We start from the raw sequence: 24,346 nt of genomic DNA on the forward strand, positions 1-24,346 counted from the left end.
ACAGGATGGAACCCGCATGTCACGTCTTATCTCCGGGTGGGCGCCGCGTGTTGTCACGCGCCTGGCCTGCCTCACGGTGATCGCGGCCACCGCGCTCACCGGCGGGCCGAGCGCGGCCCAGGCCGATACCGGCGCCGAGCACGTGGTCCACGCCGCCCCCGAGGGACGCGGCGCCTCCTGCTCCGCACAACGCCCCTGTTCCGTCCGGCAGGCGAAAACCGCGGCGGCGCGGCTGGCCGCGGACAGCAACGGTGACGTCCACGTCCGGTTGGCCGGTGGCACATACCGGCTCGACGCACCGCTGCGCTTCGGCCCGCAGGACTCCGGCCGCAGCGGCCACCGCATCGTGTGGGAGGCCGCTCCCGGCGCACAGCCGGTCATCAGCGGAGGCGTCCCCGTCGGCGGATGGCACCGCGACACCGAGAACCCGCAGCTCTGGTCGGCCCCGGTACCGGCCGGCCTGGACACCCGTCAGCTGTACGCGGACGGCCAGCGGCTTCCGCGCAGCTCCGGCACCAGCCCGGTGGCCCTGACACAGACCGAGGACGGCTTCCGGGCAGCCGACGACACGCTCGCGTCCTGGCGGAACCCGTCCGGCATCGAGTTCGTGTTCGACGGCGGCCACGGCCCGTGGACACAGCCGCGCTGCGGCGTCGCCTCCGTCGCCGGGAACACCATCACCATGCGCCAGCCGTGCTGGTCGAACATGAAACTGCCCAGCACACCTACCGCACCGGACGGCGACAGCCCCGCGGGAGGGTTCCCCACACTGAACCCCTCGGCCACGCCGAGCACCATCGAGAACGCCTACGAGCTGCTCAGCCCCGGCACCTGGTACCTCGACCAGACGCGTCACGTCGTGTACTACAAGCCGCGGCCCGGCCAGGACCCGGCGGCCATGAGCTTCGTCGCCCCCGTACTGGAGCAGTTGGTCACCACCACCTCGACGGCGGACGACCCGCTGCACGACGTCACCTTCCGCGGCATCACCTTCGCCTACACCACCTGGCGCGCACCCAGCGGCGACGACGGCTTCGCCGATATGCAGGCGACCATGCACATCACGGGACCGGACGGCTCCAGGACGCAGGGCCTGTGCCAGTACGTGTCCCCGGCGGGCAGCTGCCCGTTCGCCGCGTGGAGCCGGCCGCCGGCCGCCGTCGACCTGGTGGGCACCAGGAACGTCTCCGTCACCGGCAACGTCTTCGAGCACCTCGGCGCCGCCGGCCTGGGCACCTACCACGGCGCCGACCACGACCTCATCTCCGGCAACGAGATCAGGGACGTGTCCGGGAACGGCATCCAGTTCGGCACCACCGACGACCCCCAGCCGACAGCGTTCGCGACGGACCTCGCCGCCGGAAGGCGCGCAACACAGTCGCCGGCCTCGCGGACCAGCCCGCAGAACAACCCTTGGTGGCAGGTCGACCTCGGCGCTGCGAAGCGGCTCTGGCAGACGACCCTCACCCCGGCATCCGGCACCGAGCTGAGCGACTACTGGGTGTTCGTCTCCGCCACGCCGTTCGACACCCGGCTGACGCCGCAGCAGCAGGCGGCCCGTCCCGGCGTCTGGTCCAGCCACCAGGCGGACACCGCGAGCGGCCCGACCGTCGTGCCCACGGACACCACCGGACGGTACGTCATGATCCAGCGGGCGGGACGGCACTCCCTGGCCCTGGACCAGGTCAAGGCCGGCTCCGGAGCGGAGATATCGGTCGGCAACACCATCACGGACAACTACGTCCACCATGTCGGCGTGGAGTACACCGGAGCCGTGGGCATCTGGGCCGGATACGCCCGCGCCACCACCATCACCCACAACGAGATCAGCGACCTGCCCTACAGCGGCATCAGCTTCGGCTGGGCCGGCTGGCACACCAACGCGAACACCCCCTGGACGAACCCGAACATCCAGGCCGACAACGTCATCTCCCACAACGTCATCCACAACGTCATGGCAGTCCGCCAGGACGGCGGCCCCGTCTACACCAACGGCCCGCAGGGACACACCCTCGAGCACGGGCTGACGATCCAGGACAACGTCACCTTCGGCAACAAGAACACCAACTTCGCCTACTACAACGACGAGGGCGGCGCCTACATCGTCATGGACGGCAACGTCCAGTACGCCGACAGCGGCTCTTTCAACGGCGGCTGCTCGACCACGGGCCACATCGTCGTCAAGAACTCCTACCGGGTCGGCCCTCTCAACCGCTACGTCTGCGACAACGTCGGCACCGATTTCGTCGACGGCGGCGGCAACACCCTCGTCCCGTCCATCCCCGGGCCGGGCACCATCCCGGACCAGGTCCTCGCCGGAGCCGGCCTCGAGCCCGCCTTCCAGAAGCTGACGACCACCACGCCCCCGGACGTCCAGGTGGTCAGCCCGATCACCGACCACCGGGTGCTGATCTCCGGCCGCGGCTTCACGCCGACGTCCACGGTGGCCGTCGACGGCAAGCCCGGGGCACAGGTCACCTACATCGGCCCGAACCAGCTGGTGGCGCACCTGCCGGCCGACGTCTACGACGGCACGGTCACCGTCACCACGGCGGCGGGCACCAGCAAGCCCGGCGACAGCGGCTACACATACGACCCGTCGGACAACATCGCACGGGGCAAACCGACGACCCAGTCGTCCACCGCGTTCGACGGCTCCGCCGCACGCGCCGCGGACGGGAACACCGACGGCACGTACACCTCCGGCTCCGTCTCGCACACCGACAACGACCGGAACGCCTGGTGGCAGGTGGACCTCGGCTCCGCCCAGCCGATCGGCGGCGTCAACCTCTGGAACCGCACGGACTGTTGCTCCGAACGGACCACCGACTACTGGGTGTTCGTATCCGACACACCGTTCGACCACTCGCTGTCCCCCGAGCAGCAGGCGGCCCGGCCGGGCGTGTGGTCGAGCCACCAGCCCGGCACCATGGACCGCCCGACCAGACTGCCGGTCACGACTCCCGGCCGCTATGTGATGATCCAACTGTCCGGCACCAACTACCTGACTCTCGCGGAGGTCCAGGTCTTCCGCACCCCCTAGCCACGCGTTGCACAGCGCCTCCCGCACGATGCGGTACCCCGCGAGGCCCGCACCGCACGTCAGCGGTGCGGGCCGCCAGGACCGGACAGCTCAACGGGAGTGCCCGCCGTCCGGGCGGCTCATCTCGAAGAGTTCCTCCAGCCCGTCGAGGCCGGGCTTTCCTCGGCGGCGCCAGGGCCGGTGTCGGCGCCCGCGCGCAGGACACCGATCAGCCCGCGCATCTCACCGAGCGCCTCGCGGGCAGTGTCACCGATGTCCGTCAGCTTCGGCCCGCCTCCGCCGGTCAGGCCAGGCAGGGTCAGCCGCCCCGTCTCCAGCTGGACGGCGCCCAACGCCATGTGATGCGCGACGACATCCTGCAACTCCTTGGCGACAGGGGCCCGATTGGCCATAGCTCCCGATCCTGCTGAAGGGTGCCCAGGAGCGGGCGATCGCCGAGGGGGACTCGCCCGGAAGCGCCCCATGGACAACGAAATGGCCCGGACGCTGAATCCGGGTGGAGTGTCACGGCCGGATAGGAGGTGAACGCCACCCCGCCTGCCCGTCTGTCGGCCTGTCGGCGGCCTCGCCCTGGCCTGTACCGGACTCCCTAGTTGAACGCGTTCAAAAAGAGGGGCTACGCTGATGTGGGGCGAAGCCGAGGGGGTTCGATGAAGGTAGTGCTGCCCGGGGGAACCGGACAGGTGGGTACGGTTCTCGACCGTGCGCTGACGGCGGCCGGCCACGAGGTCACGGTAGTGACCCGGCGTCCCGTGCGGGCGCACGACATCGGATGGGACGGGGTAACGCTCGGTCGCTGGGCCGCGGCGATCGACGGCTGCGATGTCGTGATCAACCTTGCCGGGCGCAGCGTTTCCTGCCGTTACACCGCCGAGAACCTGCAAGCCATGATGGACTCCCGGGTGGATTCGGCGCGGGTGGTCGGCGAGGCGATCGCCGCCGCCGCACGGCCACCACGCGTCTGGCTGCAGATGAGTACCGCGACGGTCTACGCCCACCGCTTCGACGCGGCACACGACGAGGCGACCGGGGTGATCGGGGGCTCGGAGACAGGGGTGCCGGACTACTGGGCGTACAGCGTCGAGATCGCGGAGAACTGGGAGCGCGCGCAGGCCGAGGCACCGACTCCCGCGACCCGCAAGGTGGCGCTGCGCTCGGCGATGGTCATGAGCCCGGATCGGGGCGGTGTCTTCGACGTACTGTCGCGGCTGGCGCGACTCGGGCTGGGCGGTCCGGTGGCCGGCGGCGCGCAGTACGTCTCCTGGATCCATGACGAGGACTTCGTGCGGGCGGTGGAGTTCCTGATCGCCCGGGAGGACCTCGAGGGCCCGGTGAACCTCGCCTCGCCCGGACCTCTTCCGCACCGGGACTTCATGCGGGCGCTGCGCACCGCCTGGGGCGTCCCGGTGGGGCTGCCGGCGACGCGCTGGATGGCCGAGTTGGGGGCGTTCGCGCTGCGTTCGGACACGGAGCTGTTGCTCAAGAGCCGTCGGGTGGTGCCGGGCCGGCTGCGCGCGGCCGGGTTCGCTTTCGCGTATCCCGAGTGGGACAGGGCCGCTACGTCCCTCGTCCAGCGGGCCAGGCTGGTTCGTTCGGCATCGAGGCGGGCCCGTGAATCGAGCCACGCTGTGTAGAGGACCCCAAGAAGACGACCCCAAGAAGCGGACCAGAGCCGCCACTCGTGTTGACCGCCAATGGCGAGGGCTGTGTGGTCCAGGCGCTGCGCCGGGGTCTGCGGGCGGACCCCTTCTTCACCGTCGTCTTCTTGGTGGCCGTCACCCGCGTGTGGGGACGTCTTCCGCCGGGCGGCCGAGGCCGGCCTGCCGCATTGATCCCGCAGATCAGACGAGCCGGGGCGGCACTGCCCGTCGCAGGCGGTGGCGGTGGTCCGGGCGACTTCCCGCACCCGGGGATGCGACGCCTGGGCCGCTGACCGCCCGTCGTCGGCGTGCTGGCCTTGGTCGTCGGCTGACGGTTCGTCGGCTGACGGGTGGTCACGAGGGAACGCTGGGCTGCGCAGGGCGGATGTGCGGCCGGCGCGCTCGTGCACGCGGGCCGTCACGTCACCAGAGGTACGACAGTGCCCCAGACAGGCCCGAGCGCCTGTCGGAGGCTCGGCCCGCTTGTCCTGGTTAGGTGACCTGTATCACATCCGGCTTCTGTCAGCTATCGGGGCGCCGTCTCGTTCAAGGGGCACGCGAACGAGACAGGGAGCAACGCCATGAAGCACCGCATCGTCGTACTCGGCGCCGGATACGCCGGGGCCTTCGCCGCCGGGAACCTGGCCCGCCGGCTGTCTCCTGCCGACACCGAGATCACCGTGGTCAACGCCGTGCCCGACTTCGTTGAGCGGATGCGGCTGCACCAGCTCGCGGTCGGCCAGGACTTCGCGTTCCGCAGGCTCGCCGACGTCTTCGCGGGCACCGGGGTGCGGCTGCGCCTGGCGCGCGTCACCGGCGTCGACCCCGAGCGCAGGACCGTCGCGGTGACCGGCGAGGACGGCGACGGCGAGGTCGCGTACGACACGCTTGTCTACGCGCTCGGCAGCTCGGTCGCCCACCATGGCGTGCCCGGCGTGGCCGAGTACGCCTTCGATGTGACCGGCCGGTCCTCGGCGCTGCGTCTGCGTGAGCGCGTGGCCGCTCTGGGCGAGGGCGGCACCGTGCTGGTCGTCGGTGAGGGGCTGACCGGGATCGAGACCGCCACCGAGTTCGCCGAGTCCCGGCCCGAACTCTCGGTCGCGCTCGCCGCCCGCGGCGAGCTGGGCGCCTGGCTGTCTGCGAGGGCCCGCCGTCACCTGCGCCAGGCCTTCGACCGGCTCGGCATCACCGTCCACGAGCACACCGGCATCGAAGCCGTCGAGCCGGCACGGGCGATCGCCGCCGACGGTCGGTTCATCCCGGCCGATGTGACCGTGTGGTCGGCCGGGTTCGCCGTGCGCCCCATCGCCGCCGCCGGCGGCCTGGAGGTCGCCGGGAGCGGCCAGATCGTCGTCGACCGCACCATGCGCTCGGTCTCGCACCCGGACGTCTACGCCGCCGGTGACTGCGCCTACGCGATCGGCGACAACGGCCTGCCGCTGCCGATGTCCTGTGCCTCGGCCGGTTTGACCACCATGCAGGCGACCGCCGCGATCATCGCGCGCCTGACGGGCAGTGAGGTCCCGGCCACCGGGCTGCAGTACCACGGCAACCACATCAGCCTCGGGCGGCGGGACGCGATCTTCCAGATGGTGGACGGAGACGCCCGGTCGAAATCCTGGTACCTGGGCGGCAAGGCCGCCGCGCGGCTCAAGTCGGGCATTCTCAAGGGGGCCGGGTGGGGCATCGCCCACCCGACCTTCGGCATGCCGAAGCGCAAGCGCGGCCTGGCCACCGAGCCCGGCCGGGCCCGTGTGAGGGCCGCCGCCTAGCCTGTTGCGCATGGACAGCGCAGCCGTCGATCGGTTCGAGGCCAGCCGGGGCCGGCTGGCCTCGCTCGCGTACCGTCTGCTCGGCTCGGCCGCCGACGCCGAGGACGCCGTGCAGGACACGTTCTTGCGCTGGCAGGCCGCAGACCGCGAACGGGTCGAGGTGCCGGAGGCGTGGCTGACCAAGGTCGTCACGAATCTCTGCCGCGACCGGCTCCGCTCGGCGCAGGCACGCCACGAGCGCGCGGTGGGTGCCTGGCTGCCCGAGCCGCTTCTCGAGGGCGACCCGATGCTCGGCCCCGCCGAGACCTTCGAGCAGCGCGAATCGGTGTCCTTGGCCGTACTGACCCTCATGGAGGGCCTCTCGCCGGTCGAACGGGCCGTCTACGTCCTGCGCGAGGCGTTCTCGTACAGCCACGCCGAGATCGCCCAGATCCTCGACATCACCGAGTCCGCGAGCCAGCAGCATGTCCACCGGGCCCGGGTCGGGGTCGCCGCCGGGCGTCGCCGCGGCGCGGAGGCGGACCCCGCGTCCGCGCGCCGGGTCGTCGAGGAGTTCCTCGCCGCTGCCACGTCGGGGCGCACCGAACGGCTGGTGGCGCTGCTCACCGATGACGTGACGGCGGTCTCGGACGGCGCCGGACTGGCCAAGCGGCTGCTGCGGTACACGACCCGCGAGCGGGTCGCCTCCTACGTGCGGGCCGGGTTCAAGCCCACGCCGGCCAAGCGGCGGCTGGCCGGCGGCTCGGCCGCGATGTATATCGCGCTGGTCAACGGTTCCCCGGCCGTCCTCGCCGTGGTCGGCGACCGGGTCGTGGGCGCCGTCGCGTTCGAAGTCAGCGACGGCAAGGTGGCGTCCCTGCACGGCATCGCCGCCGCGGACCGGCTCACGCGTCTCAACGAGGCCTGGCGACAGCACACGCCCGACGCGCCGGTCATCAACGCATGGTGAGCGGAGCCGGCCCAATCCAGTGACCTGAGCCCGAACGAGGACGGCACCCCAGCCGGTACGGCCGGCCCAAATCTGTGAGAGGGACACGTAACGCCGCCGCAGCAAACGATCACTACGTCCGAAATCACCGCCTGGTTGATTCGCGGCCCGTAAGCCCGATCATTGGAGGATCCGAGCCGTGAGCGAGCCGCAACAGCCGACGGACGCGCAACTGGACGCCTATATACAGGCCAGACTCGCACTGGCCGGAGTCGACCTCAACCAGCTCCCCGAACAGAGCGACTCCAAGACGGGCGCGCCGACCCGAGCACAGGCCCTGTTGTCATTGCGCGCGTTCGTCAAGAGCACTCCGCCCGCAATCGCCGCCTGGGCGCCGCCCGCGAGCGGCACCTCGGCGGCCGCGTACGCACAGCAGGCTTCCGCGCCGCTGGAGTACCCGTCCATCACCGAGGCCTGGACCAGAGAGGCGGACTGACGATGAGCCGCGAATTCAACCGCCGGGTCTTCCTGGCCAGTTCCACTGCCGTCGCCGCGGGCGTTACCCTCGCGCAGGCCATCCCCGCCTCCGCCAAAAGCCGTACGCCCAAGGTCACCGTTCCGGACGTGGCAGTACGTGACGCCGCGCGCAAGGACCCGACCGAGGCGACGCTCGCCGAGGCCGCCGTGCTCCTGCGGCGGAAGCAGTTGACAGCCGTCGACCTCGTCCAGGCGCACCTGGACCGGATCAAGAAGTTCGACGCGACGTACCAGGCCTACGCCGACGTCGTCGGCAGCCAGGCGCTCGCGGCGGCACGCGATGTTGACGCCGGGAAGAGCAGTCGCGGACCGCTGGCAGGCATCCCGCTGTGCATCAAGGACAACTACTTCACGAACGGCATCGCCACCCGCGCCAATTCCTTCATCTTCGCGGACTTCGTGCCGGACGAGGACGCGACCGCGGTCGCCCGGCTCAAGGCGGCGGGCTGCATCGTGCTCGGCAAGGGCCAGATGGGCCCGCTCGCCACCACCCGCGCGACCACTCCGAACGGCACGATCACCACCGTCAACGCCTGGACGCCCAACAACCCGGCCACGGACCCCGGAGGGTCCTCGACCGGCCCGGCGTGCGCTGTCGCCGCCCGCATGGCGACATCCTCGATCGGCACCCAGACCGGCGGCAGCATCACCAATCCGTCCAACCAGCAGAACCTGACCGGACTGAAGCCCACCATGGGCCGCACGTCCATCCACGGCATCATTCCGCTCACCTTCACCCGAGACCACAGCGGACCGCTCGCCCGCGACGCGATGGACGCGGCTCTCATGCTGACGGTCCTCGCCGGACCCGACCCGAAGGATCCACGCACGCTCGGTCTGCCCGAGGTGCCCGACCTCGTACGCTCCGCCACCCCCGTCGTCTCGCACAGCGGAAAGGTCCGGCTGCGCCGCGCGACCCGGATCGGCGTCCCCACCGACTACCTCGGAAGCGCGTCGGGTGACGTACTCGCCCTGCGCAAGGCCTTCCTCGACAAGGTCGCCGGCATCTCCGGCGCCACGCTTGTCGACGTCGCCTACCCCGAGGACTGGGACCTGCTCACCGGCACCTTCAACGCGATCCGGCTCAGTGAGCGCAGCGAGCCATTCCGGCACTGGCTGCGCACGGATCTCACGTCCTTCGGCGTCTCCTCGCTCAGCTGGCTGCAGGGACTGATGCTCTCCGGTGACGAGTGGATCACCGGGCAGCGCGCCAAGAACCACCTGCTGCGGGAGGTACTCGACGGCGTCCTGGGCAGCTGCGACGTACTGCTCCAGACCGGCCCCGTACCTTTCGACATCCTCGGCCTGCCGGAGATCGCCTTCCCGATCGGCTTCGACAGCGGCCAGGTACCCGTCGGCGTGATCATCGGCGGTGCCCCGTACGAAGAGGACCGGCTCCTGGAAGTCGCCACTGCCTACCAGGCGGTGACGGACTGGCATCTGCGCCGCCCGGCGGATCCGGCCGCCACAGGTTCGCGGTCGCTCGCGGCCGGGCGAGGCCGTCCGCAGATCACGGCAGAGGAGGCGGCCGCGACCTCGGCGTAATCGCGGTTCGGACGGATAACGGCGGCGCGGGCAGTACTTGCAGATGCTGCCCGCGCGCTTGCCCGTGTTGCGGTGGCAGGGCAGCCGGACGGTTCCTGATTGGGAAGCCGTTGTCGTAGCGAACCTCGGAGCTGCGGATCGAACAGGGTTCCTGATCAGATGACTTGAAGTGGCCGCCGCATGAGGGTAGGGCCTCCTGAGTAACTCGGGGTTACGGCGCCATCCGAGCACCGGGAAGCCCTGATGTAGTACCAGGTGATCTGAGAACGTGGACCGGTCCCGGTGGCCGAGGCCGCCGGGACCGGCGAAGGTGCGATGAGTTTCGCCGTGATCCGCAGTCATAGATCATGATTGGCGCACCGCAGCCACGAGCGTGGTCGAAGCGGGCACCGGCCGAACCTGCTGAGAACCAGACACGAGATTCCGAGGAACCCCCTATGCGCACCCTGATCAGCACCGCCTTCATCTCGCTTGACGGTGTCGTGGAGGCCCCGGGCGGTGAGCCCGGCTACCGCAACTCCGGCTGGACCTTCAAGGACGTCGAGTTCCTCCCCGAGGCGTTCGGCATCAAGGGACAGGAGCAGAAGGAAGCCTCCGCGATACTGATGGGCCGGACCAGCTACGAGGCGTTCAGCCCGGTATGGCCGGACATGGAGGACTTCGCCGACTACAAGGTGATGCCGAAGTACGTCGTCTCCACCACCCTCACCGAGGGCGACCTGGTGTCGAACTGGGGCGAGACCACCATCCTGCGCTCGCTCGACGAGGTGGCTGCGTTGAAGGAGACCGAGGGCGGCCCGATCATCGTCCACGGCAGCGCCACCCTGAACCAGAGGCTTTCGGACGCCGGCCTGATCGACCGCTACCACCTGCTCGTCTTCCCCCTCCTGCTCGGCGCGGGCAAGCGTCTGTTCAGCACCACCGACAAGGACACCCAGAAGCTCAAGCTGGTCGAGCACGAGGTCTACGCCAACGGGCTGCAGAAGAACGTCTTCGACGTCGTCCGCTGACAGCACAGCGTGCCCCGGGCACGACCCCGGCCGCGCCCGGGCACGGGGAGGTCGGTTCTGATCGAACGGGGCGCCTGGTCGCGTGATCTTGGCCGGTGGGTGCATGAAGGCAGACACCTCACGTTGCCAATGTGTCAAGCAGCGGCAGTGAGTTCGGTGGGGAACGCGGTGTGCTCATCGAACAGGCTGTGGTGCTGGATGCAGTGGTAGAGCTGGCCGAGCATGCGGTTGAAGAGGTTGCGCTGGGCGGCTGCGTGCCAGTCACCGTGCTCGCGTCGTCGCCGGTAGTGGGCGTTGGCTCCGGCAGATGCCCGCAGTGAAGCGAAGGCCCAGAGGTAGCCGGCGTGGTTGAGTCGGTCGTTCTTGACCCAGCGCCGGGTGATGGACGACTTCTTGCCGGAGGCCCGGGTGATGGGCGAGGACCCGGCGTATGGCTTCAGGCCGCGGGCGTCGGTGAAGCGGGTGTGGTCGTCCCGATCTCAGCCAGGCTCCGGGCGGCGAGCTGGATGCCGAGCCCGGGGAAACTCAGCAGGATTTCTGCGTCCGGGTGTTGAGGGAACACCTCTTCCACCGCCTCCGCGAGCTGGTCGGTTGCGGTGCAGGCTGCTTCCAGTTGGACGAGCAGGGCGAGCATCTGCTTGCCCAGGGCGTCCTCGACCAGCGGCGGCTGGTGGGCCCAGTCAGCGCGGAAGACGTCCCGGAGGCGCTCGGCCTCCGCCTCGATGCCGCGTTGCCACGGGCCCCGGTCTGCGCGGGAGCTCAAACGGCTCGGGCGTATCAAGAGGTCGCCATGCGGTGGGCTCGCACCACCAACGCCAACGAGTGATCTAGTGGCGGGTATTGACGCCCGACTGCCCTGGACGCTGTCGATCTGTGGACAGGCGTCGAAGTCTGGTCTTGACAAGGCATCCGTCCAAGGCAGCCGGGGGGCAACACCACCCGACCACCGACGCTGGTGGCGGCCACGAAGACGCCGGACGCCGTCGCTCTGCCTTGAGACATCACGGCCAGGGCCTCCTTGAGACTTCCGCCCAGCGCCCACGCGACCGCCACCAAAGTGAGGACCAGGACCACGCACACGGTCTAAAGCGAGGCGTTGCCCGCCCGGCAGCCACGAGATGTCACGGCCCGGCACTCGAACATCCCCAAGACCAACTGCCCTCTCGGGAAGGCCCTTAGTTAGACCGAGACCCTCGCGTTCGTCGTGGCCGCCGGGTGGCGGCCACGAACACATCACTTCGCTGTCCCGCCGTACGACCTGGCTACAGCTGTGGCAGTGTGGACGCGCTGGCCCGTCGCTTCCCCCCCCGTAGCGGCGGGCCAGCTCTCCGTCCAGCGGTTGCGGCCCGCCGGGACTCGCTCAGGCTGACGGATCGTGCCCGGCGGACCGGGAGGTGGGTGACCTGCCTGGACAGCCGGACGAAGATCTTAAGTCTCGGTGGTGTGGGACCGGGAGAGCGCGTCAGCGGCCGGGCAAGGGAGCCCCTCCGTCGTCTCACTTCACCCGGCAGGTACCTACTAGGTACCATTGCCGGTATGCCATCGCTGAACGTGTCCTTCACCGACGAGGAACTCGAGGGCGTCCGAGCCGCGGCCGCCGCCGAGGGCAAGAGCCTCAAGCAGTACCTCCACGACCTCGGCATCCGCGAGATGCAGCGCAAGCAATTCATCGCCGGCGCGACCCAATGGGCCGACCGGCTGCGCGACGAGTTCGACGAGGCCTTCCCCGACGAAGTGCCGCCCGCCGAACGCGACGGAGCCGCTGCCGCCTGATGCCGCCCCTCTACATCGACGTATCCTGGCTGCTGGACGTCCAGGAGAACGCGCTCGGCCACGACGACCTGACCGTGGCGGACTACTCCGCGCTGGTGGCCGCCGTCGCCCGCCACAAGACCCGGCTGCCCACCCTCGCGGCCGCCGATCCGGACACGGCCTGGCGTGCCGCGGCCCTGCTCCACACGATCGTGCGCCTGGAGCCGCTCCCGCACCGCAACAGCCTGTACGCCGCGTTCATCGCCGCCCAGTACATGGCCCAGGCCGGCGAGGGCATCGATCCCCCCTACGGCGCACTGTCCGACCTGATCCGCAAGGTCCGCGACACCCGCATCAGCGTCCAGGACGTCGCCGACCAACTGCGCGGCTGGAAGCTGTAGTTCCCGCCCTGCACGGATACGGCTCTCACCCGAGTGACAGGCCGCCGGGCCCTCCTGAGCTCAGCTGGAGTACACACCTGTCAACGCCGTCCCGGCGGCCGCCTGTCCGCGCGACCTCTTACTCCGCGCGGTGTGGTTTGTGGCGGGCAACTTGTAGGCGGGCCTCGGTGGGCATGTCAGTGAGGCCGGTGGACCGACGAGCGGTGCGGAGAGGGCCTTCGCAGAAGGTGCCGAGGCCGGCGCCGGGTGCGGTGTGAGGGGTAAGGGTGAGTCGAACGTGGGTGCGGGGGTGGGCGGGCCGGCCGGTGATGCGTACCACCGCATGCTCGAATCCCGGCAGGGCACCGGCTTCGGCCCCGATCGCGTCGCTGAGCGCGCTGCCGCGCAGTTCGACGCCTTCCTGCGGGGGTGTGCCGCCGACGGGCAGCGGTCCGGGGCGGCTTCGGCGCAGCTGGGCGAGCAGCCACCACAGGGCAAGCAGGGCGACGAGGGCGAGGGCGGCGATGACCGCAGGCCACCACCACCAGCCCTGGTTGCTCCAGCGGGCCCGGTCGGCGGAGCCGAGCAGGACGTCGCCCGGGGTGGTCAGCGGCCAGCCGGGGGGCGGGACCAGATCGTGTCGCCGGTAGAGGTCGAGCCCGGCGAAGAGGATAAGCAGTCCGCCGCCGAGCAGGACCAGTCCGGTGAGGGCCAGCAGAGTGCGGTTGAGTACGGGTTGCGGCGTCATGGTGCGGGCTCCGGGGCTGCGGGTTTTCGGTCAGTCGGTGCGTTGCTGCACCCGTACGACAATGCGGGGAGGGCGGGCGAGGGCCAGCCGGTCGCGTTCCTCGTCGAGAACGGCGGTGAGGTCGTCCTTCACCTGACGGGGATCGCGGAAGCGGACGTCCGCGCGGGCTTTGACGCGGTGGCGGCGCACCCGGATGCGAGCTTTGCTGACCCCCGGTACCCGCATGGCGGCGTCGCGCAGCAGATCGGCGGCGCCGTCGCGGTCCAGAGAGGCCCGCAGCCCGGGTGCGGGTGAACGCAGGGGCAGCCAGTGGCGTAGGCCAGGGGTGAGGGCCAGGACGATCAGCCAGACACCGACGGCGGCGGCCACGGCGGCTCCCGTGAGCATCCAGACGTCGTCCACGGAGCGTGTGGCCAGTTCGTCGGCCACGTGCCGTCGCCAGGCCGCCGCCGGGCGTCCCGCCCGTACGGCGATGACGTCGACCAGCGCCGCGACCGCCGCCACGAGGATCACGGAGGCGACCAGCGCGGCCGGGATACGGCGCTGCGACCACGGCCGGTGGGTTCGGTGCCCTCTGTCCCGCGCACCGGTCGTGAGGTCCGGGGTGGGTGCGTCGCGTTCGGGGGAATCGGTCTCCTTGGTGAGCGGCACTGTGGCAGGGTGCGAGGACGGGGCGGAGCTGCGGCCGGGAGGGCCGGGGTCGGAGGTCATCGCCAGCCCCTTTCCCGCACGGCGTGCCCGGCGCCCCGGACCGCGCGGCCGCTCACCGGACCCGCCCCCGGCTCGCGTTGGCGCCGGTCAACAGCCGCCGGACGGTGAGGGTGACCTCTCCCACCCGCAAGCCGGTCAGCTGAGCCACCCGTTCGGCGACGTCCTGCCGGATCCGCTCGCAGACATCGGGGATGTCGGTGGGGTAGGGCAGGTCCATGCTCAGATGCAGGCGCACCGATCCGGTTCGGACGGCGGCGGAGGCGCTCGGTGTCATCGGCGCGCTCCGGTCGGGCGGTACGGCCGCGCGCCGGGACTGGGCCGTGCGTGCGGCCTGGACGGCGATACGGGCGACCACCCTGTCCGGAATGATGGTGGCGCCCCGCTCAGCCGGGGGCGGCAGTCCGGCGGCCAGTACCGGTGGGCCCGACCCCGCGCCGGGGGACCCGGGCCGGGTCGTCACCGCTGCCTCCGTGCCCGGAGGTCGACGTCGCCCTGCACGACGAGGCCGATGATCAGCCCCGCCGTACCCAGGACCAGAACCAGCAGGAATGCCCAGAAGCCGCCGAAGTAACCAGCGAAGCCCAGAGCCATGCCGACCCCGAGGCCCGTCGTCGCTGCGTTCATCATGCACTCACCCGTCTCGCGAACGTACGTCACCGTTCGCGCGATCACCCGCACCCTCGCCGGGCGCGGCGGTGGATCACCTCACGCGGGCCTCGTCCGGTTCCGCCTCTCCCTCCTCGTCGGGAAGATGGACGTCGTCGACGGCGACGTTCACCTCGACGACATCCAGTCCCGTCATCCGTTCCACGGCGCTGATCACGTTGGTGCGCACGCCGCCGGCGACGTCGACGATGGAGACGCCGTACTCGACGACGACGTCCAGGTCCACGGCGGCCTGCCGCTCACCGACCTCGACCTTCACTCCCCGCGTGACGGCTCCGCCTCCGCCTCCACCGGGGACGCGTTCCCGCATGGCGCCGAGCGCGCGGGCCATCCCCGCTCCCAGGCTGTAGATGCCCGGTACCTCGCGGGCGGCCATGCCCGCGATCTTGGCCACCACCCCGTCCGCAATGGTGGTCCTACCCCGTGTTTCGGCCGGAGTCCCGGCCCCCGTACGGCCCTTCAGCGCGCTCACGCCCGCCTCGGGCCGGCTACCCCCGCCGACGCTGGTGATGTTGTCCGTCATGGCGGTCGCCTCGATCGGTCGGCCGGGCACCGGTGTGGCGCCCGTCGAAGAGTTGGACATCGAGAGCGGTGCGTTTCTCACACGCATAGAATGTGACGTGCGTCACTTGTTGTCTCTCTGGTACACGGGGGCCCGAATTTGGGCGGGAGCACCATGGCCGAACGCGCTGCTTCCCCACCGCCGGGACGCGACCTGCCGGGACTCGATCTGCCGGATGGACTGCTGGCCGTACGGGCGGCCGAGGGAGACGAGGAGTCCTTCGCCGTTCTCGTCCAGAGGCACGGACGGCCCCTGCTGGCCCTGGCCCGCTGCATGCTCGGCAACCCCCAGGACGCCGAGGAGGCCGTTCAGGACGCCTTCGTCAGCGCCTGGCGGCGACTGCCGGAATACCGCCACAGCGCGGAGTTCCGTACCTGGATGTACCGGATCACCGTCAACCGCTGTCTGAGCATGCGCCGCCACCGGCCGCCGCCCCTCCCCCTGGACACCGTCGCCGAGCCCGCGGCGGGAAACGCCTGGAGCCAGCCCGCCCGGACTGCCGAGCAGGACGCGGCCGCCGCCGCCCTTTCCCAGGCGCTCGCCGAACTCGATGCCCGGCAGAGGATCTGCTGGATCCTGCGCGAGGTGCAGGGCCTGTCCTACAAGGAGATCGCCCACGTGACCCGGACCAGTGAGCAGACGGTGCGCGGCAGACTGTTCAGGGCACGCCGATCCCTGCAGGAGGCGATGGGCCCATGGCGCTAGACGACCCGCACGCACAGCCTTCCGAACCGCCCGGAACCGACGGGCCTCGCGCTGGCCCGGCCACCAACGACCCTCCCCCGTTCCCAGGTGATGAGGCGCTGCCCTGCGGTCGCCTGCTCAGCCGGGTCTGGGAGCAGGCGTGCGACGCGGCGCCGACCGCGGACCCGCACACCCTCTCCTGCCCTCACTGCCGCGAGGCCGTAGCGGGACTGGCCACGGTGAACGCGGCCACCCGGGCACTGCGCGCCGAGGACACTCCCGGCCTGTACGCACTTGCCGACCGCGTCATGGACGTCGTCAGGGCAGAGGTACGGCTCGGACGGCTGCTGCCCCTGGCCGACCCGGACCGGGAACTGCGGATCGCCGAGAGCACCGCGGCGAAAGTTCTGCGGCAAGCGGCGGACACGGTATCCGGTGCCAGGGCCGCGGCCTGCCGACTCGTACCCGAGGGAGAGGGCACCGACGTGCGGGTGGCCATGACCCTGGCAGCCGCTCTCGACCGCCCGCTGCCCGACCGTGTCCAGCAGGTACGCCGATCGGTTCTCCACTCGGCCGAACGTGACCTGGGTCTGGCCGTGACGGTCGTCGACATCAGCGTGGTCGACGTCCTGGAGCCGGAGCCGCCCCCTGCCTACGACCTCCCGACCGGCGGTGGTGCGTGATGACCACCTTCCGCACAACCACCCTCCTCGGGGTCGCAGCCGAGGCAGCCCTCTCCGTTCCCGACGTGGCGGCCCTGCAACCCCGCCTCGCCCGACTCCTCGCGGAAGCTGCCGCTCCCACCAGGACAGACACCACGCCTCATCGCGCACCGCCCGAGGCAGGCATCCGCGCCGACCGAGCGCCGGACGGTTCGGGATGGCACATCGAGGTGCGCTGCGTCCTGACCGAGGGCCGGCGGGCGATGGACATCGCTCAAAACGTCCACGACCGGGTGGCGTCCGCCTCCGTCTCCTATCTCGCCGCCCTCGGTGACGCAGAGCGGGTCACCGTCGAGGTCACCGTGACCCGTATCACCGCCAGGGACGACGCGGTATGAGGGGTCATAATGTGGCCGATATCGACAGCGGGCATCCCGACCAGGTGAGTTGCTGACCCAGAACTCGGTCCAGGCGACGCTGGATGAGATTGGCGGCGTCGGCGGCGAAGCTGGTCGCGGTCTGTGATGCGGACGGGATCCTCGCGGTACGCAAGGGGCGGGCCGTGACCCTGGCAGTGAGTGCTTCAGTTGGCCCGGAGGGGGTGGCCGACAGGGTGTCCCTGGTGCTCGTTCGTAACGGAGGGCCCGCGCGGACCGGATAGCAGCCAAGGGGCGGCGGAACCTCACTGGCGCCGCCCCTTCGCTTGTCCGGCCTTCACGTCGGCCGCGTACCGATCCACGTACTCCTGGCCCGAAAGCCGCAAGATCGCGTACGTGATCTCGTCCGTGACGGCCCGCAGCACCGTTTTTTGGTTCGCCATACCCGTAAAGCGCGAGAAGTCCAGCGGTTCCCCGAAACGGATCAAGACCGGCCGGATCCTCGGCAGGACATGCCCCGGGGGCCAGATCTCGAACGTCCCCACCATCGCGCACGGAATCACCGGAACCTGCGCGCACAGCGCCATCACTGCCACCCCGACCTTGCCCTTGTACAGTCGCCCGTCGGGCGAGCGCGTGCCCTCCGGGTAGATCGCGAGTAGCTCTCCCTTCGCCAGCACCTCCAGCCCCTCCCGGATCGCCGCCTGCCCCGCGGCCCTGCCCGACCTGTCGACCGAAATCTGCCCGGCACCGCGGAGAACGCACGCGGTCAGTCGGCCCGTGAGGCCCGGCGCCGTGAAGTACTCGGCCTTGGCCAGGAACGTGATGCGCCGTTTCAGGACCGCGGGCATGAGGAGGGTGTCCGCGAAGGACAGGTGATTGCCGGCAACGATCGCCGCGCCCTTGGCCGGAACGTGCTCGAGCCCCTCGGTCCGCGGCCGGAACAGCAGCCGCAGCATCGGCCCCAGAAGGACGTATTTGAGTAAGTAATAGAACATGGGCGGCTCCCAACTGCCAGCCGGCCCCGGCTCGCGAGGTCAGTCGCAGCGGCCCGGCGCGCCGCGGATACGCGCGCCCATCGGACGTTTCGTGCGGCAGGACGGAAATCGTCCGTGAACCGAATGGCGGTGGCTCAGGAGTCGGCACCCGCGGGTGCCGACTCCTGCGTGGGCAGCGCCTGCCAGGGGACCTGACGCGCACGCAGGTCGGCACGGATGCGCCCGGCGAGCCTTGTGGTGTCGTAGTGGTTCAGCAAGGCGCCGATGGCCGCGCCGACCATGAAGGGTGTCAGCGTAGGGATCTTGCGGACGGCGAGCGTGAGCAGCCGTCGGCGCAGTTCTTTCCTCAGCCGGACGCTGAGCATGAGAGTGACCGCGGATGTCGGCTTGGTGATGTTCAGGCCGCGCCCTTCCGTCCACTCCGCGAGATACAGTGCGGCACGCTGTCGAGCTGTTCCAGGCGCAGGCAGACCGTACACCTCGTGAAGTTCGGCGATGAGCTTGAACTCGACGGATGCCGTCCCGAGAATGCCTGCGGCCAGCTCGAGGGGCATTGCCGGAGGTGTGGGCAACGCCGCGGCCGAACCCACGCCCGCTCCGACGGCCTCGGTGCCCCGCACAGCCCCGGTGACCAGGTGATCGGCGATCTCCTCCGGGCCCAGACCGGGGAAGTGCCGACGCAACGTGTCCAGGTCGCGGACCCGGACATGCGAAACCGTTTCGATCAGGTGCTCCGCGAGAGCGGGGGAGGTCAGCGACCATTCATGGGTCCGCACCTCGGGCGACATGGCACACACTCCCGTCCGGCGGCGCTGTTCGGCACCCCTTCCGTGTACCCGGTGGTACTTCATCGATTCGCGCGGGCGACGGCATGAGCGCTTCTGGTAAGGAGCGGTTCAGCTGGCCCGACCGGCCATCTGAACCGCTCAGTGGCCAACTCAGACGCTTAGACGGTGTCCTATGTGGTGGTCGCTCGTTGGGCTGTCTATGGGGCGGGGTACGTGGAGTTGGATTGTTCCGGATGGGCTGTGGGAGATCGCCGAGCCGCTGTGAACAGGCGATCTGGAATCCGGCCTCGGGAAACGTCACCGTGCTCCGCGGCGGCTAGGCGACCCCGGCCGCCGCGCGGCGCGCCACTGTCACCGTCGCCAGCTGGATGAGCGTGCTCAGACGCGTCGGCCTCAGCTGACCAGACAGCCTGCACGTGACCGGAGCCAAAGAGCGCGGATGCCGTGCGCTGGGGGGTGGGGGTGTGGGAGCGTGGCCCAGTCTGGGCCCACCGCTTCCCCCCCCCGTAGCGGTGGGGCCCGGACTCGTGTTCAGCGGGCGAGGGTGACCGTGATGGGCTGGTCGGGGCAGGCGGCCAGTTCTTCGGTGAGCGCGCTCAACTGGTAGCGGGTCTTGTCGGCGATCCAGTCGGTGACGTGGGTGCACCGGTAGCCGGCGGCCGGGGGCAGCCACTGGGTCGGGTCCTTGTCGGCCTTGAACCGGTTGAAAGGCCGCGGAGACCGCGATCAGCGCACGGGGGTCGTCGAGGTCGTTGGCGTAGGCCCCCGCGCCCGCCCACACATCCGCCTCAGCGCCCTTTGGATCAGGAAGAGGGCCCCTGCTGCGAGCATGGCCATCCCCATGAAAATCAGGAATCCACCGATGGCGGCCAGGAGGACGGCGACCAGGGCCAGGAGGGCGCCGATGAAGAGCACGAGTGTGCCAACCAATATCAAGATCGTCGCGGTGACAAGAAGAAGAAATACGAGGATGGCCACGGCTACCTCCAGCCCCTCGCTCGCTCATTGCGCTTACTGGCCGAGCACTGGTCACCGCTGCGCTGCCCGCAGCGGTGACCGTGCGCACGGCGGCCTTCTCTCCCAGCCGGCAGATCGGCGAACCTGGCGCCGCCTTCTCCCAGCTCCCGCACGGATGCCGATCATCGTTGCCGTCCGGTCAAAGGGCAGGCGCAGACAGGGCCGCCGATGACAATCGGCACGTCAGTGCCTTGTTGCTCGCCTCCAGCCTCACCCTCCGCGCTCCCCTGACGCCAGCGCCTGCGGCCCCCTCTGAACCCGCCTGTCGAGGAAATGACGCCGGGCACCAGTCTGTGATCGAAGGGAGCCTTTGACTTCGGGACGCCCAGCCGAGACGCTGAACGGCCGAATCGCTGTTGAAGCCTTCCGCATGCTGCTCTTCGTCGCGCGCATCCCCACACCCGCCTGCGCCGGCCCCGCCTGGTGTCACCCGGATGGGAATGCCCGGGCATCCGGCTGGGTTGCGGCGTGTGTGGTTGTGGAGGGGACAGTGTCCCCGGGCCTCACCTATTGCCCATGAGGATGATCGTTCGGCTGAAGCCTCATGGAGCCTTTCGCCGCGTAGGCGACCGCCCTTCACGACCACACACGCGTCGGTGGCCCGCCCCGGATCTCACGGGACGGGCCACCGTCATGTCCGGTCGCGCTAGTTGTGCCATCTCATGACATTGGTTCGCCGCGGTCAGGCTTGGCGGGCGTTGGACGCGAGGCGTTCGGCGAGCGCGATGACGAGGTTGCGCAGTTCATCGGGGCGCTCGATGACGAACGGACGGCCGAGTGAGGCGAGTAGCGGAGGCAACCAGTCGAGCCGCTCCGCCCGTAGCTGGACGCGCAGCCAGCGCTCGGTCGCCAGGTCCTTGTCTGCCGTGGGCGCGTGCTCCTCCAGGCTCGCGACGCTGGCGGGAAGGTGGGCGCGGATCTGCTCAACTGTCGCGTGGATCCGCAAGGTCACCTCGTGCCGGTACTCGGCCGTGGCGAACCCTGACAACACGCGCTGTGCCGGATCGGGACCCACGGGCGCCTCGAATGAGCCGGGCAGGGTCCGCGCGTCTGCGATGCGATCGAGCCGGAAGGTTCGGTCCTCGCCGATCTCGGGGTCCTTGCCCGTGACGTACCACCGGCCCGAATGGGCGACGATCCCGTACGCGTTCAGCGTGCGTTCGCTGCGCCGTCCGTCGCGGTCGGAGTAGCGGATCGAGACCGGCCGGCGGTGGCGCACAGCATCGGCGACGGTGAGCAGGACCTCGGCGTCCGGGGTGTCGAACTCACCGGGCTGATGCGTGAAGGCGAGAGCCTCCAGGAGTGTGTCGAGCCGACGGGCGACGTGCTTGGGCAGCACCCGCCGGATCTTCGCCGATGCCGTCTCGCTCGCCGTGCGCTCCGTCGTCGTCAACCCCGCTCGGCGGCCGGAGACCAGGCCGAGCAGCACGGCCAGCGCCTCGTCGTCGCTGAGCATGAGCGGAGGCAAGCGGTACCCGGGGGCGAGCCGGTACCCACCGTAGCGGCCGCGCACCGATTCCACGGGCACGTCCAGGTCGATCAACTGGTCCACATAGCGCCGCACGGTGCGCCCTTCGACGCCGAGCCGGTCGGCGAGTTCGGCCACAGTCCGGGTGCCGCCCGACTGCAGCAGCTCCAGGAGGGTCAGCACGCGGCCGGTGGGGCGAGGCATGTTCACAACCTTATGCGAATACCGGACCGATTCTGTCCACTATTTCTCCTAGCCTGCGACGTGCAGCGATTCCATTTGCCAAGGAGATCACCATGGACTTCGTCTCGATCCGCATCATCACCAGCGACGTCGCACGCCTCGTCGAGTTCTACGAGCGAGCCACAGGGGTGAAGGCGATGTGGGCCACGGATGACTTCGCAGAACTCAAGACCCCCGACGCCACCCTCGCGATCGCCAGCACCCGCACCGTCCCGCTGTTCGCCCCGGGCTCTGCCCGCCCGGCGGGCAACCACAGCGTGATCACCGAGTTCCTCGTCGACGACGTGGACCGCATTCACCAGAACCTGACCGGCTTCGTCACTGACTTCGTCAACGAGCCCACCACGATGCCCTGGGGCAACCGGTCGCTGCTGTTCCGCGACCCCGACGGCAACCTCGTCAACTTCTTCACCCCCGTCACCCCGGCAGCCATCGAAAAGTTCGCACGCTGACTCCACGCACAGCCGCTCACGCGGGAGCCCTGAGATCCCAGGGCTCCCGCGTCAACGCGGCCACCGAGTCCAGGAGCGCCACCAGCAGGGGGCACCGGAACGCACCGCTGACCCGCGAGGGACGTCTGCGGTTGTGCCTGCGGATCGACGCTGGCCGGCCGATCGCGCACGTCGCTGCCGAGGCCGGGCTGTCGCGCCGCTACCTGGCCAAGTGGTACGCCCGGTGGCGCGCGGACGGCGAGAACGGCCTGCTCGACCACTCCTCCCGCCCCGCCACCAGCCCGGCCCGCACCGCCGAGGACATCGCTGACCTGGTCAAGGCATTGCGGCGGCAGACCAAGCACGGGCCCGTGCGGCTCGCCGCCGACCTTCAGCGGTTGCATCGGGTCACGCTCGCGCCGGCGACCGTCCACCGCATCCTTGTCCGGCGAGGCCTCAACCGGCTCCGTGACCTCGACCCGCCGACCGGCGAGCAGCTGCGCGAGGTCGTCCGCTACCAGCACGACCGGGTCGGCGACCTGGTCCACGTCGACATGAAGAAGCTCGGACCGAACCCGGAACGGTTCAGTGTCCTGAGTCGTTAGCTCGTTGACAGTTGCAGGGATTGGGGGATGCCAGGTCCGAAACCGTTGTTGGAGTTGTCCGATCGCGAACGCAGGGTATTGCGGGGCTGAGTGCGTTGGCGGACAGCGGGTCCTCCCTCGGCGTCATCGCCGGGGTCGACACACAGCGGATCTTGACCCTCCGATGAAACCCAGAGCCCAGCCGTCAGCGGCGACGGAACCAGCGGCGGCGCTTGGGTTGTGGCTTGGGTTGTGCCGCGCGGAATTCCTCGAGACGGATCACGTCTGCCGGGGTGGCCACCGTGGCGAAGGCCGCTTTGGCTTCATCCGCGGTTTCGTCGGTAAGGATTAGGCGGAACAGTGCCATGCCCCAGAGAAGAGCGGCGCCGGCCCGGCTGTCGCCGTCGGCGGCGAGGCTATGGAGGGCTCGGACGACCGGCATTGGGTCCCTGAGGTCGGCTAGCCGGGCCCGTACCCGGCCGTCGACGCGCTCGTCCTGGAGAAGGAATGCCTCGCGAACTAGGTCCTCGGTGAGTGGGAAGTTGTGGTAACCCCCGACCGACGTACCGATGCCGCGTATCTGTCGAAGGGCCGAGATCGCCCGCCATCGCACGGATTCCTCCTGGTCAAGAGCCATCACGAGTAAGGTCGCCTCGATCTCGGGGGACGCCGCGACGTGGGTGAGGCCGCGGATAGCAGCCCAGCGGACCTCTTCGTTGTCGTCGTCGACTGCAGCGAGGAAGGCCGTCGCGGGCACCTCTCGTTCGGCGGCGAGATCAGCAAGCAACTCCATGAGGTTGCCCCGTCCTTGCTCGGTCTCCTCGGTGTCGAACCTAGCGATCACCTGCCCCGGTGTGACGCCGTATTCGATGGCGACCGCCGCGATCTCGTTGGTCATCCTGCCGTTGCGGACCGTGATGACCAGCCCGTCCATGAGCGCGTCAACCGGATCCGCCGCGCGGATGTCCCGCAGTGCCATCGCCGCGTACCAGACACACGCTTGGTCGCGAAGCGCCGCGACAAGAACGGGCGCAGCGCGCTGGTCACCCAGCGCATGTAGCGCCTCCACCAAACCCTGCCGCAGCTCGTAGGGGTCCCTGTACCCGCGCAGCTCGAGCAACCCGGTCGGCTGGTCTCCGACGTAATCGGCACGCCACGCGTCGAACTCGGCCTTGGCCGCGGTGAACTGGACGTGGTAGTCGGCGCGGTCTTCGAGCAACTGCTGCAGCCGTGCCACGAGCACAGGAACGGCGTCCGGTCCGATCTCCGTCAGCCGTGTGATAGCCCTGTCCCGCAGGCTCGAACCGCTACCCCAATCATCACCAGTGCGCCAGTTGGCGAGGTTCTCGATTAACTCGTTCAGCTCGGACATGGGCACCACCCTAACGACAGGCACGCGGACCGGTCCCGCGATGGCTTCAAGCTGCCGTGCGCTTTGCCCCCAGCTCCACACCGTCGTCGACCTGCAGTCAGTGCCACGCGTGGGACACACCGGTCGCCAGCCGACCCTCGTGTCCTGAGCCGGTAATTCGTGTGCAGTATGAGGCGAGGGTCTTGAGGATCTCATCGGCGGTCTTGGTCCACACGAAGGGTTTGGGGTTGTTGTTCCACTCGTTGATCCAGCCGCGGATGTCACGTTCGAGATCGAGGACGCTGCGGTGGGCCGAGCGGCGGGGGAGTGTCTAATCAACGGCCCTGTCTCACTTTCGGTGGTGACGGAGCGTCGTAACAGGTCGTTGGCATTCGTGTGAGGGATGTCAATGAGCTTGTGCAGACGGTCTTTTCGGGCCTGTCCCCGCT

The 24,346-nt window shown here is 69.8% G+C and carries 26 protein-coding genes and 2 pseudogenes; 15 read left to right on the forward strand and 13 right to left on the reverse strand.

The genetic code is table 11. The features are described from left to right. Positions 1 to 16 precede the first annotated feature (16 nt). Positions 17 to 3,043, forward strand: a complete 3,027-nt coding sequence (locus ABZ396_RS39195; RefSeq protein WP_358924929.1) for a discoidin domain-containing protein — start codon at positions 17 to 19, stop codon at positions 3,041 to 3,043. A 119-nt stretch (positions 3,044 to 3,162) separates the two neighbouring features. On the opposite strand, the gene ABZ396_RS39200 is transcribed toward ABZ396_RS39195, so the two are convergent. Beyond that, positions 3,163 to 3,435: a histidine kinase dimerization/phosphoacceptor domain-containing protein gene (locus ABZ396_RS39200; RefSeq protein ID WP_358924927.1), complete on the reverse strand. Its 273-nt coding sequence runs from the start codon at positions 3,433 to 3,435 to the stop codon at positions 3,163 to 3,165. A gap of 258 nt (positions 3,436 to 3,693) precedes the next feature. On the opposite strand from ABZ396_RS39200, the gene ABZ396_RS39205 reads away from it, so the two are divergent. The 7 genes from ABZ396_RS39205 to ABZ396_RS39235 all read left to right on the forward strand — a co-directional run bounded on the left by ABZ396_RS39205 (position 3,694) and on the right by ABZ396_RS39235 (position 10,475). Beyond that, positions 3,694 to 4,677 carry a TIGR01777 family oxidoreductase gene (locus tag ABZ396_RS39205; protein ID WP_358924925.1) on the forward strand — a complete coding sequence of 328 codons (984 nt, stop codon included), beginning with the start codon at positions 3,694 to 3,696 and terminating at the stop codon, positions 4,675 to 4,677. Positions 4,678 to 4,724: 47 nt separating this feature from the next. After that, entirely contained in the window at positions 4,725 to 4,976 is a 252-nt protein-coding gene (locus tag ABZ396_RS39210; protein WP_358924923.1) for a hypothetical protein, read from the forward strand. 288 nt (positions 4,977 to 5,264) lie between these two features. Further along, the gene (locus ABZ396_RS39215; protein ID WP_358924921.1) at positions 5,265 to 6,455 is read left to right on the forward strand and encodes an FAD-dependent oxidoreductase; all 1,191 of its coding nucleotides are present in this window, start codon (positions 5,265 to 5,267) and stop codon (positions 6,453 to 6,455) included. Positions 6,456 to 6,465: 10 nt separating this feature from the next. Beyond that, on the forward strand, positions 6,466 to 7,404 hold the full coding sequence (locus ABZ396_RS39220) for a sigma-70 family RNA polymerase sigma factor (protein ID WP_358924919.1): 939 nt from the start codon (positions 6,466 to 6,468) through the stop codon (positions 7,402 to 7,404). 178 nt (positions 7,405 to 7,582) lie between these two features. Continuing rightward, a complete protein-coding gene (locus tag ABZ396_RS39225) occupies positions 7,583 to 7,879 on the forward strand; it encodes a hypothetical protein (RefSeq protein ID WP_358924918.1) in 297 nt (98 codons plus the stop codon). Positions 7,880 to 7,881: 2 nt separating this feature from the next. Beyond that, on the forward strand, positions 7,882 to 9,465 hold the full coding sequence (locus ABZ396_RS39230; RefSeq protein ID WP_358924916.1) for an amidase: 1,584 nt from the start codon (positions 7,882 to 7,884) through the stop codon (positions 9,463 to 9,465). A 437-nt stretch (positions 9,466 to 9,902) separates the two neighbouring features. Continuing rightward, complete coding sequence (locus tag ABZ396_RS39235; protein ID WP_358924914.1) at positions 9,903 to 10,475, forward strand: dihydrofolate reductase family protein; 573 nt, start codon at positions 9,903 to 9,905, stop codon at positions 10,473 to 10,475. 134 nt (positions 10,476 to 10,609) lie between these two features. Here ABZ396_RS39235 and ABZ396_RS39240 read toward each other — a convergent pair. Further along, positions 10,610 to 11,190 (reverse strand): annotated as a pseudogene (locus tag ABZ396_RS39240) (transposase); the annotation flags it as partial. Between the two features lie 821 nt (positions 11,191 to 12,011). Here ABZ396_RS39240 and ABZ396_RS39245 point away from each other — a divergent pair. Continuing rightward, the gene (locus ABZ396_RS39245; RefSeq protein WP_358924913.1) at positions 12,012 to 12,248 is read left to right on the forward strand and encodes a hypothetical protein; all 237 of its coding nucleotides are present in this window, start codon (positions 12,012 to 12,014) and stop codon (positions 12,246 to 12,248) included. Further along, positions 12,248 to 12,628: a toxin Doc gene (locus ABZ396_RS39250; protein ID WP_358924911.1), complete on the forward strand. Its 381-nt coding sequence runs from the start codon at positions 12,248 to 12,250 to the stop codon at positions 12,626 to 12,628. The genes ABZ396_RS39245 and ABZ396_RS39250 overlap by 1 nt, the downstream gene beginning before the upstream one ends. Positions 12,629 to 12,746: 118 nt before the next feature. On the opposite strand, the gene ABZ396_RS39255 is transcribed toward ABZ396_RS39250, so the two are convergent. The 5 genes from ABZ396_RS39255 to ABZ396_RS39275 form a co-directional block, all read right to left on the reverse strand. Beyond that, positions 12,747 to 13,355, reverse strand: a complete 609-nt coding sequence (locus tag ABZ396_RS39255) for an alkaline shock response membrane anchor protein AmaP (protein WP_358924909.1) — start codon at positions 13,353 to 13,355, stop codon at positions 12,747 to 12,749. 30 nt (positions 13,356 to 13,385) lie between these two features. Further along, positions 13,386 to 14,066, reverse strand: coding sequence for a DUF6286 domain-containing protein (locus tag ABZ396_RS39260; RefSeq protein WP_358924907.1), 681 nt, complete (start codon positions 14,064 to 14,066; stop codon positions 13,386 to 13,388). 52 nt (positions 14,067 to 14,118) lie between these two features. Beyond that, the gene (locus tag ABZ396_RS39265; RefSeq protein ID WP_358924906.1) at positions 14,119 to 14,526 is read right to left on the reverse strand and encodes an Asp23/Gls24 family envelope stress response protein; all 408 of its coding nucleotides are present in this window, start codon (positions 14,524 to 14,526) and stop codon (positions 14,119 to 14,121) included. Next, a complete protein-coding gene (locus tag ABZ396_RS39270) occupies positions 14,523 to 14,693 on the reverse strand; it encodes a hypothetical protein (RefSeq protein WP_358924904.1) in 171 nt (56 codons plus the stop codon). Before ABZ396_RS39270 ends, ABZ396_RS39265 begins: the two co-directional genes overlap by 4 nt. Before the next feature lie 73 nt (positions 14,694 to 14,766). After that, on the reverse strand, positions 14,767 to 15,255 hold the full coding sequence (locus ABZ396_RS39275; protein WP_358924964.1) for an Asp23/Gls24 family envelope stress response protein: 489 nt from the start codon (positions 15,253 to 15,255) through the stop codon (positions 14,767 to 14,769). A gap of 153 nt (positions 15,256 to 15,408) precedes the next feature. On the opposite strand from ABZ396_RS39275, the gene ABZ396_RS39280 reads away from it, so the two are divergent. From ABZ396_RS39280 to ABZ396_RS39290, 3 genes are read left to right on the forward strand one after another with little or no spacing between them, the layout of a single operon-like run. After that, positions 15,409 to 15,999: a sigma-70 family RNA polymerase sigma factor gene (locus tag ABZ396_RS39280; RefSeq protein ID WP_358924902.1), complete on the forward strand. Its 591-nt coding sequence runs from the start codon at positions 15,409 to 15,411 to the stop codon at positions 15,997 to 15,999. Further along, a complete protein-coding gene (locus tag ABZ396_RS39285; RefSeq protein WP_358924900.1) occupies positions 15,990 to 16,661 on the forward strand; it encodes a hypothetical protein in 672 nt (223 codons plus the stop codon). Before ABZ396_RS39280 ends, ABZ396_RS39285 begins: the two co-directional genes overlap by 10 nt. Next, positions 16,661 to 17,038 (forward strand): hypothetical protein, encoded by a 378-nt coding sequence (locus tag ABZ396_RS39290; RefSeq protein WP_358924899.1) that lies wholly within the window; start codon positions 16,661 to 16,663, stop codon positions 17,036 to 17,038. Before ABZ396_RS39285 ends, ABZ396_RS39290 begins: the two co-directional genes overlap by 1 nt. Before the next feature lie 284 nt (positions 17,039 to 17,322). Here ABZ396_RS39290 and ABZ396_RS39295 read toward each other — a convergent pair whose 3' ends face one another. From ABZ396_RS39295 to ABZ396_RS39310, 4 genes are all read right to left on the reverse strand, one after another. Further along, positions 17,323 to 18,015, reverse strand: coding sequence for a lysophospholipid acyltransferase family protein (locus ABZ396_RS39295; protein WP_358924897.1), 693 nt, complete (start codon positions 18,013 to 18,015; stop codon positions 17,323 to 17,325). 134 nt (positions 18,016 to 18,149) lie between these two features. Continuing rightward, the gene (locus ABZ396_RS39300) at positions 18,150 to 18,803 is read right to left on the reverse strand and encodes a hypothetical protein (protein ID WP_358924895.1); all 654 of its coding nucleotides are present in this window, start codon (positions 18,801 to 18,803) and stop codon (positions 18,150 to 18,152) included. A 726-nt stretch (positions 18,804 to 19,529) separates the two neighbouring features. Next, a complete protein-coding gene (locus ABZ396_RS39305) occupies positions 19,530 to 19,781 on the reverse strand; it encodes a hypothetical protein (protein ID WP_358924893.1) in 252 nt (83 codons plus the stop codon). Positions 19,782 to 20,502: 721 nt separating this feature from the next. Beyond that, on the reverse strand, positions 20,503 to 21,492 hold the full coding sequence (locus ABZ396_RS39310; protein ID WP_358924891.1) for a YafY family protein: 990 nt from the start codon (positions 21,490 to 21,492) through the stop codon (positions 20,503 to 20,505). Between the two features lie 92 nt (positions 21,493 to 21,584). On the opposite strand from ABZ396_RS39310, the gene ABZ396_RS39315 reads away from it, so the two are divergent. Both ABZ396_RS39315 and ABZ396_RS39320 read left to right on the forward strand, forming a co-directional pair. Beyond that, positions 21,585 to 21,983, forward strand: coding sequence for a VOC family protein (locus ABZ396_RS39315; RefSeq protein WP_358924890.1), 399 nt, complete (start codon positions 21,585 to 21,587; stop codon positions 21,981 to 21,983). A 29-nt stretch (positions 21,984 to 22,012) separates the two neighbouring features. After that, positions 22,013 to 22,567: a leucine zipper domain-containing protein gene (locus tag ABZ396_RS39320; protein WP_359186997.1), complete on the forward strand. Its 555-nt coding sequence runs from the start codon at positions 22,013 to 22,015 to the stop codon at positions 22,565 to 22,567. Positions 22,568 to 22,751: 184 nt separating this feature from the next. On the opposite strand, the gene ABZ396_RS39325 is transcribed toward ABZ396_RS39320, so the two are convergent. After that, a complete protein-coding gene (locus tag ABZ396_RS39325) occupies positions 22,752 to 23,918 on the reverse strand; it encodes a HEAT repeat domain-containing protein (protein ID WP_358924888.1) in 1,167 nt (388 codons plus the stop codon). Between the two features lie 97 nt (positions 23,919 to 24,015). After that, a pseudogene (locus tag ABZ396_RS39330) lies at positions 24,016 to 24,219 on the reverse strand (hypothetical protein); the annotation flags it as partial. Positions 24,220 to 24,346: the final 127 nt, after the last annotated feature.

The sequence above is a fragment of the Streptomyces sp. NPDC005866 genome, assembly GCF_040629895.1.
Taxonomy (GTDB): domain Bacteria; phylum Actinomycetota; class Actinomycetes; order Streptomycetales; family Streptomycetaceae; genus Streptomyces.

Excerpts from the sequence above, each read along its gene's own strand:
- ABZ396_RS39310 (WP_358924891.1), bottom strand. The coding sequence starts at position 21,492 with ATGCCTCGCCCCACCGGCCGCGTGCTGACCCTCCTGGAGCTGCTGCAG.
- ABZ396_RS39255 (WP_358924909.1), bottom strand. The coding sequence starts at position 13,355 with ATGACGCCGCAACCCGTACTCAACCGCACTCTGCTGGCCCTCACCGGA.
- ABZ396_RS39250 (WP_358924911.1), top strand. The coding sequence starts at position 12,248 with ATGCCGCCCCTCTACATCGACGTATCCTGGCTGCTGGACGTCCAGGAG.
- ABZ396_RS39205 (WP_358924925.1), top strand. The coding sequence starts at position 3,694 with ATGAAGGTAGTGCTGCCCGGGGGAACCGGACAGGTGGGTACGGTTCTC.
- ABZ396_RS39285 (WP_358924900.1), top strand. The coding sequence starts at position 15,990 with ATGGCGCTAGACGACCCGCACGCACAGCCTTCCGAACCGCCCGGAACC.
- ABZ396_RS39195 (WP_358924929.1), top strand. The coding sequence starts at position 17 with ATGTCACGTCTTATCTCCGGGTGGGCGCCGCGTGTTGTCACGCGCCTG.
- ABZ396_RS39245 (WP_358924913.1), top strand. The coding sequence starts at position 12,012 with ATGCCATCGCTGAACGTGTCCTTCACCGACGAGGAACTCGAGGGCGTC.
- ABZ396_RS39215 (WP_358924921.1), top strand. The coding sequence starts at position 5,265 with ATGAAGCACCGCATCGTCGTACTCGGCGCCGGATACGCCGGGGCCTTC.
- ABZ396_RS39220 (WP_358924919.1), top strand. The coding sequence starts at position 6,466 with ATGGACAGCGCAGCCGTCGATCGGTTCGAGGCCAGCCGGGGCCGGCTG.
- ABZ396_RS39295 (WP_358924897.1), bottom strand. The coding sequence starts at position 18,015 with ATGTTCTATTACTTACTCAAATACGTCCTTCTGGGGCCGATGCTGCGG.
- ABZ396_RS39230 (WP_358924916.1), top strand. The coding sequence starts at position 7,882 with ATGAGCCGCGAATTCAACCGCCGGGTCTTCCTGGCCAGTTCCACTGCC.
- ABZ396_RS39300 (WP_358924895.1), bottom strand. The coding sequence starts at position 18,803 with ATGTCGCCCGAGGTGCGGACCCATGAATGGTCGCTGACCTCCCCCGCT.
- ABZ396_RS39270 (WP_358924904.1), bottom strand. The coding sequence starts at position 14,693 with ATGATGAACGCAGCGACGACGGGCCTCGGGGTCGGCATGGCTCTGGGC.
- ABZ396_RS39260 (WP_358924907.1), bottom strand. The coding sequence starts at position 14,066 with ATGACCTCCGACCCCGGCCCTCCCGGCCGCAGCTCCGCCCCGTCCTCG.
- ABZ396_RS39315 (WP_358924890.1), top strand. The coding sequence starts at position 21,585 with ATGGACTTCGTCTCGATCCGCATCATCACCAGCGACGTCGCACGCCTC.
- ABZ396_RS39325 (WP_358924888.1), bottom strand. The coding sequence starts at position 23,918 with ATGTCCGAGCTGAACGAGTTAATCGAGAACCTCGCCAACTGGCGCACT.
- ABZ396_RS39290 (WP_358924899.1), top strand. The coding sequence starts at position 16,661 with ATGACCACCTTCCGCACAACCACCCTCCTCGGGGTCGCAGCCGAGGCA.
- ABZ396_RS39200 (WP_358924927.1), bottom strand. The coding sequence starts at position 3,435 with ATGGCCAATCGGGCCCCTGTCGCCAAGGAGTTGCAGGATGTCGTCGCG.
- ABZ396_RS39280 (WP_358924902.1), top strand. The coding sequence starts at position 15,409 with ATGGCCGAACGCGCTGCTTCCCCACCGCCGGGACGCGACCTGCCGGGA.
- ABZ396_RS39275 (WP_358924964.1), bottom strand. The coding sequence starts at position 15,255 with ATGACGGACAACATCACCAGCGTCGGCGGGGGTAGCCGGCCCGAGGCG.
- ABZ396_RS39235 (WP_358924914.1), top strand. The coding sequence starts at position 9,903 with ATGCGCACCCTGATCAGCACCGCCTTCATCTCGCTTGACGGTGTCGTG.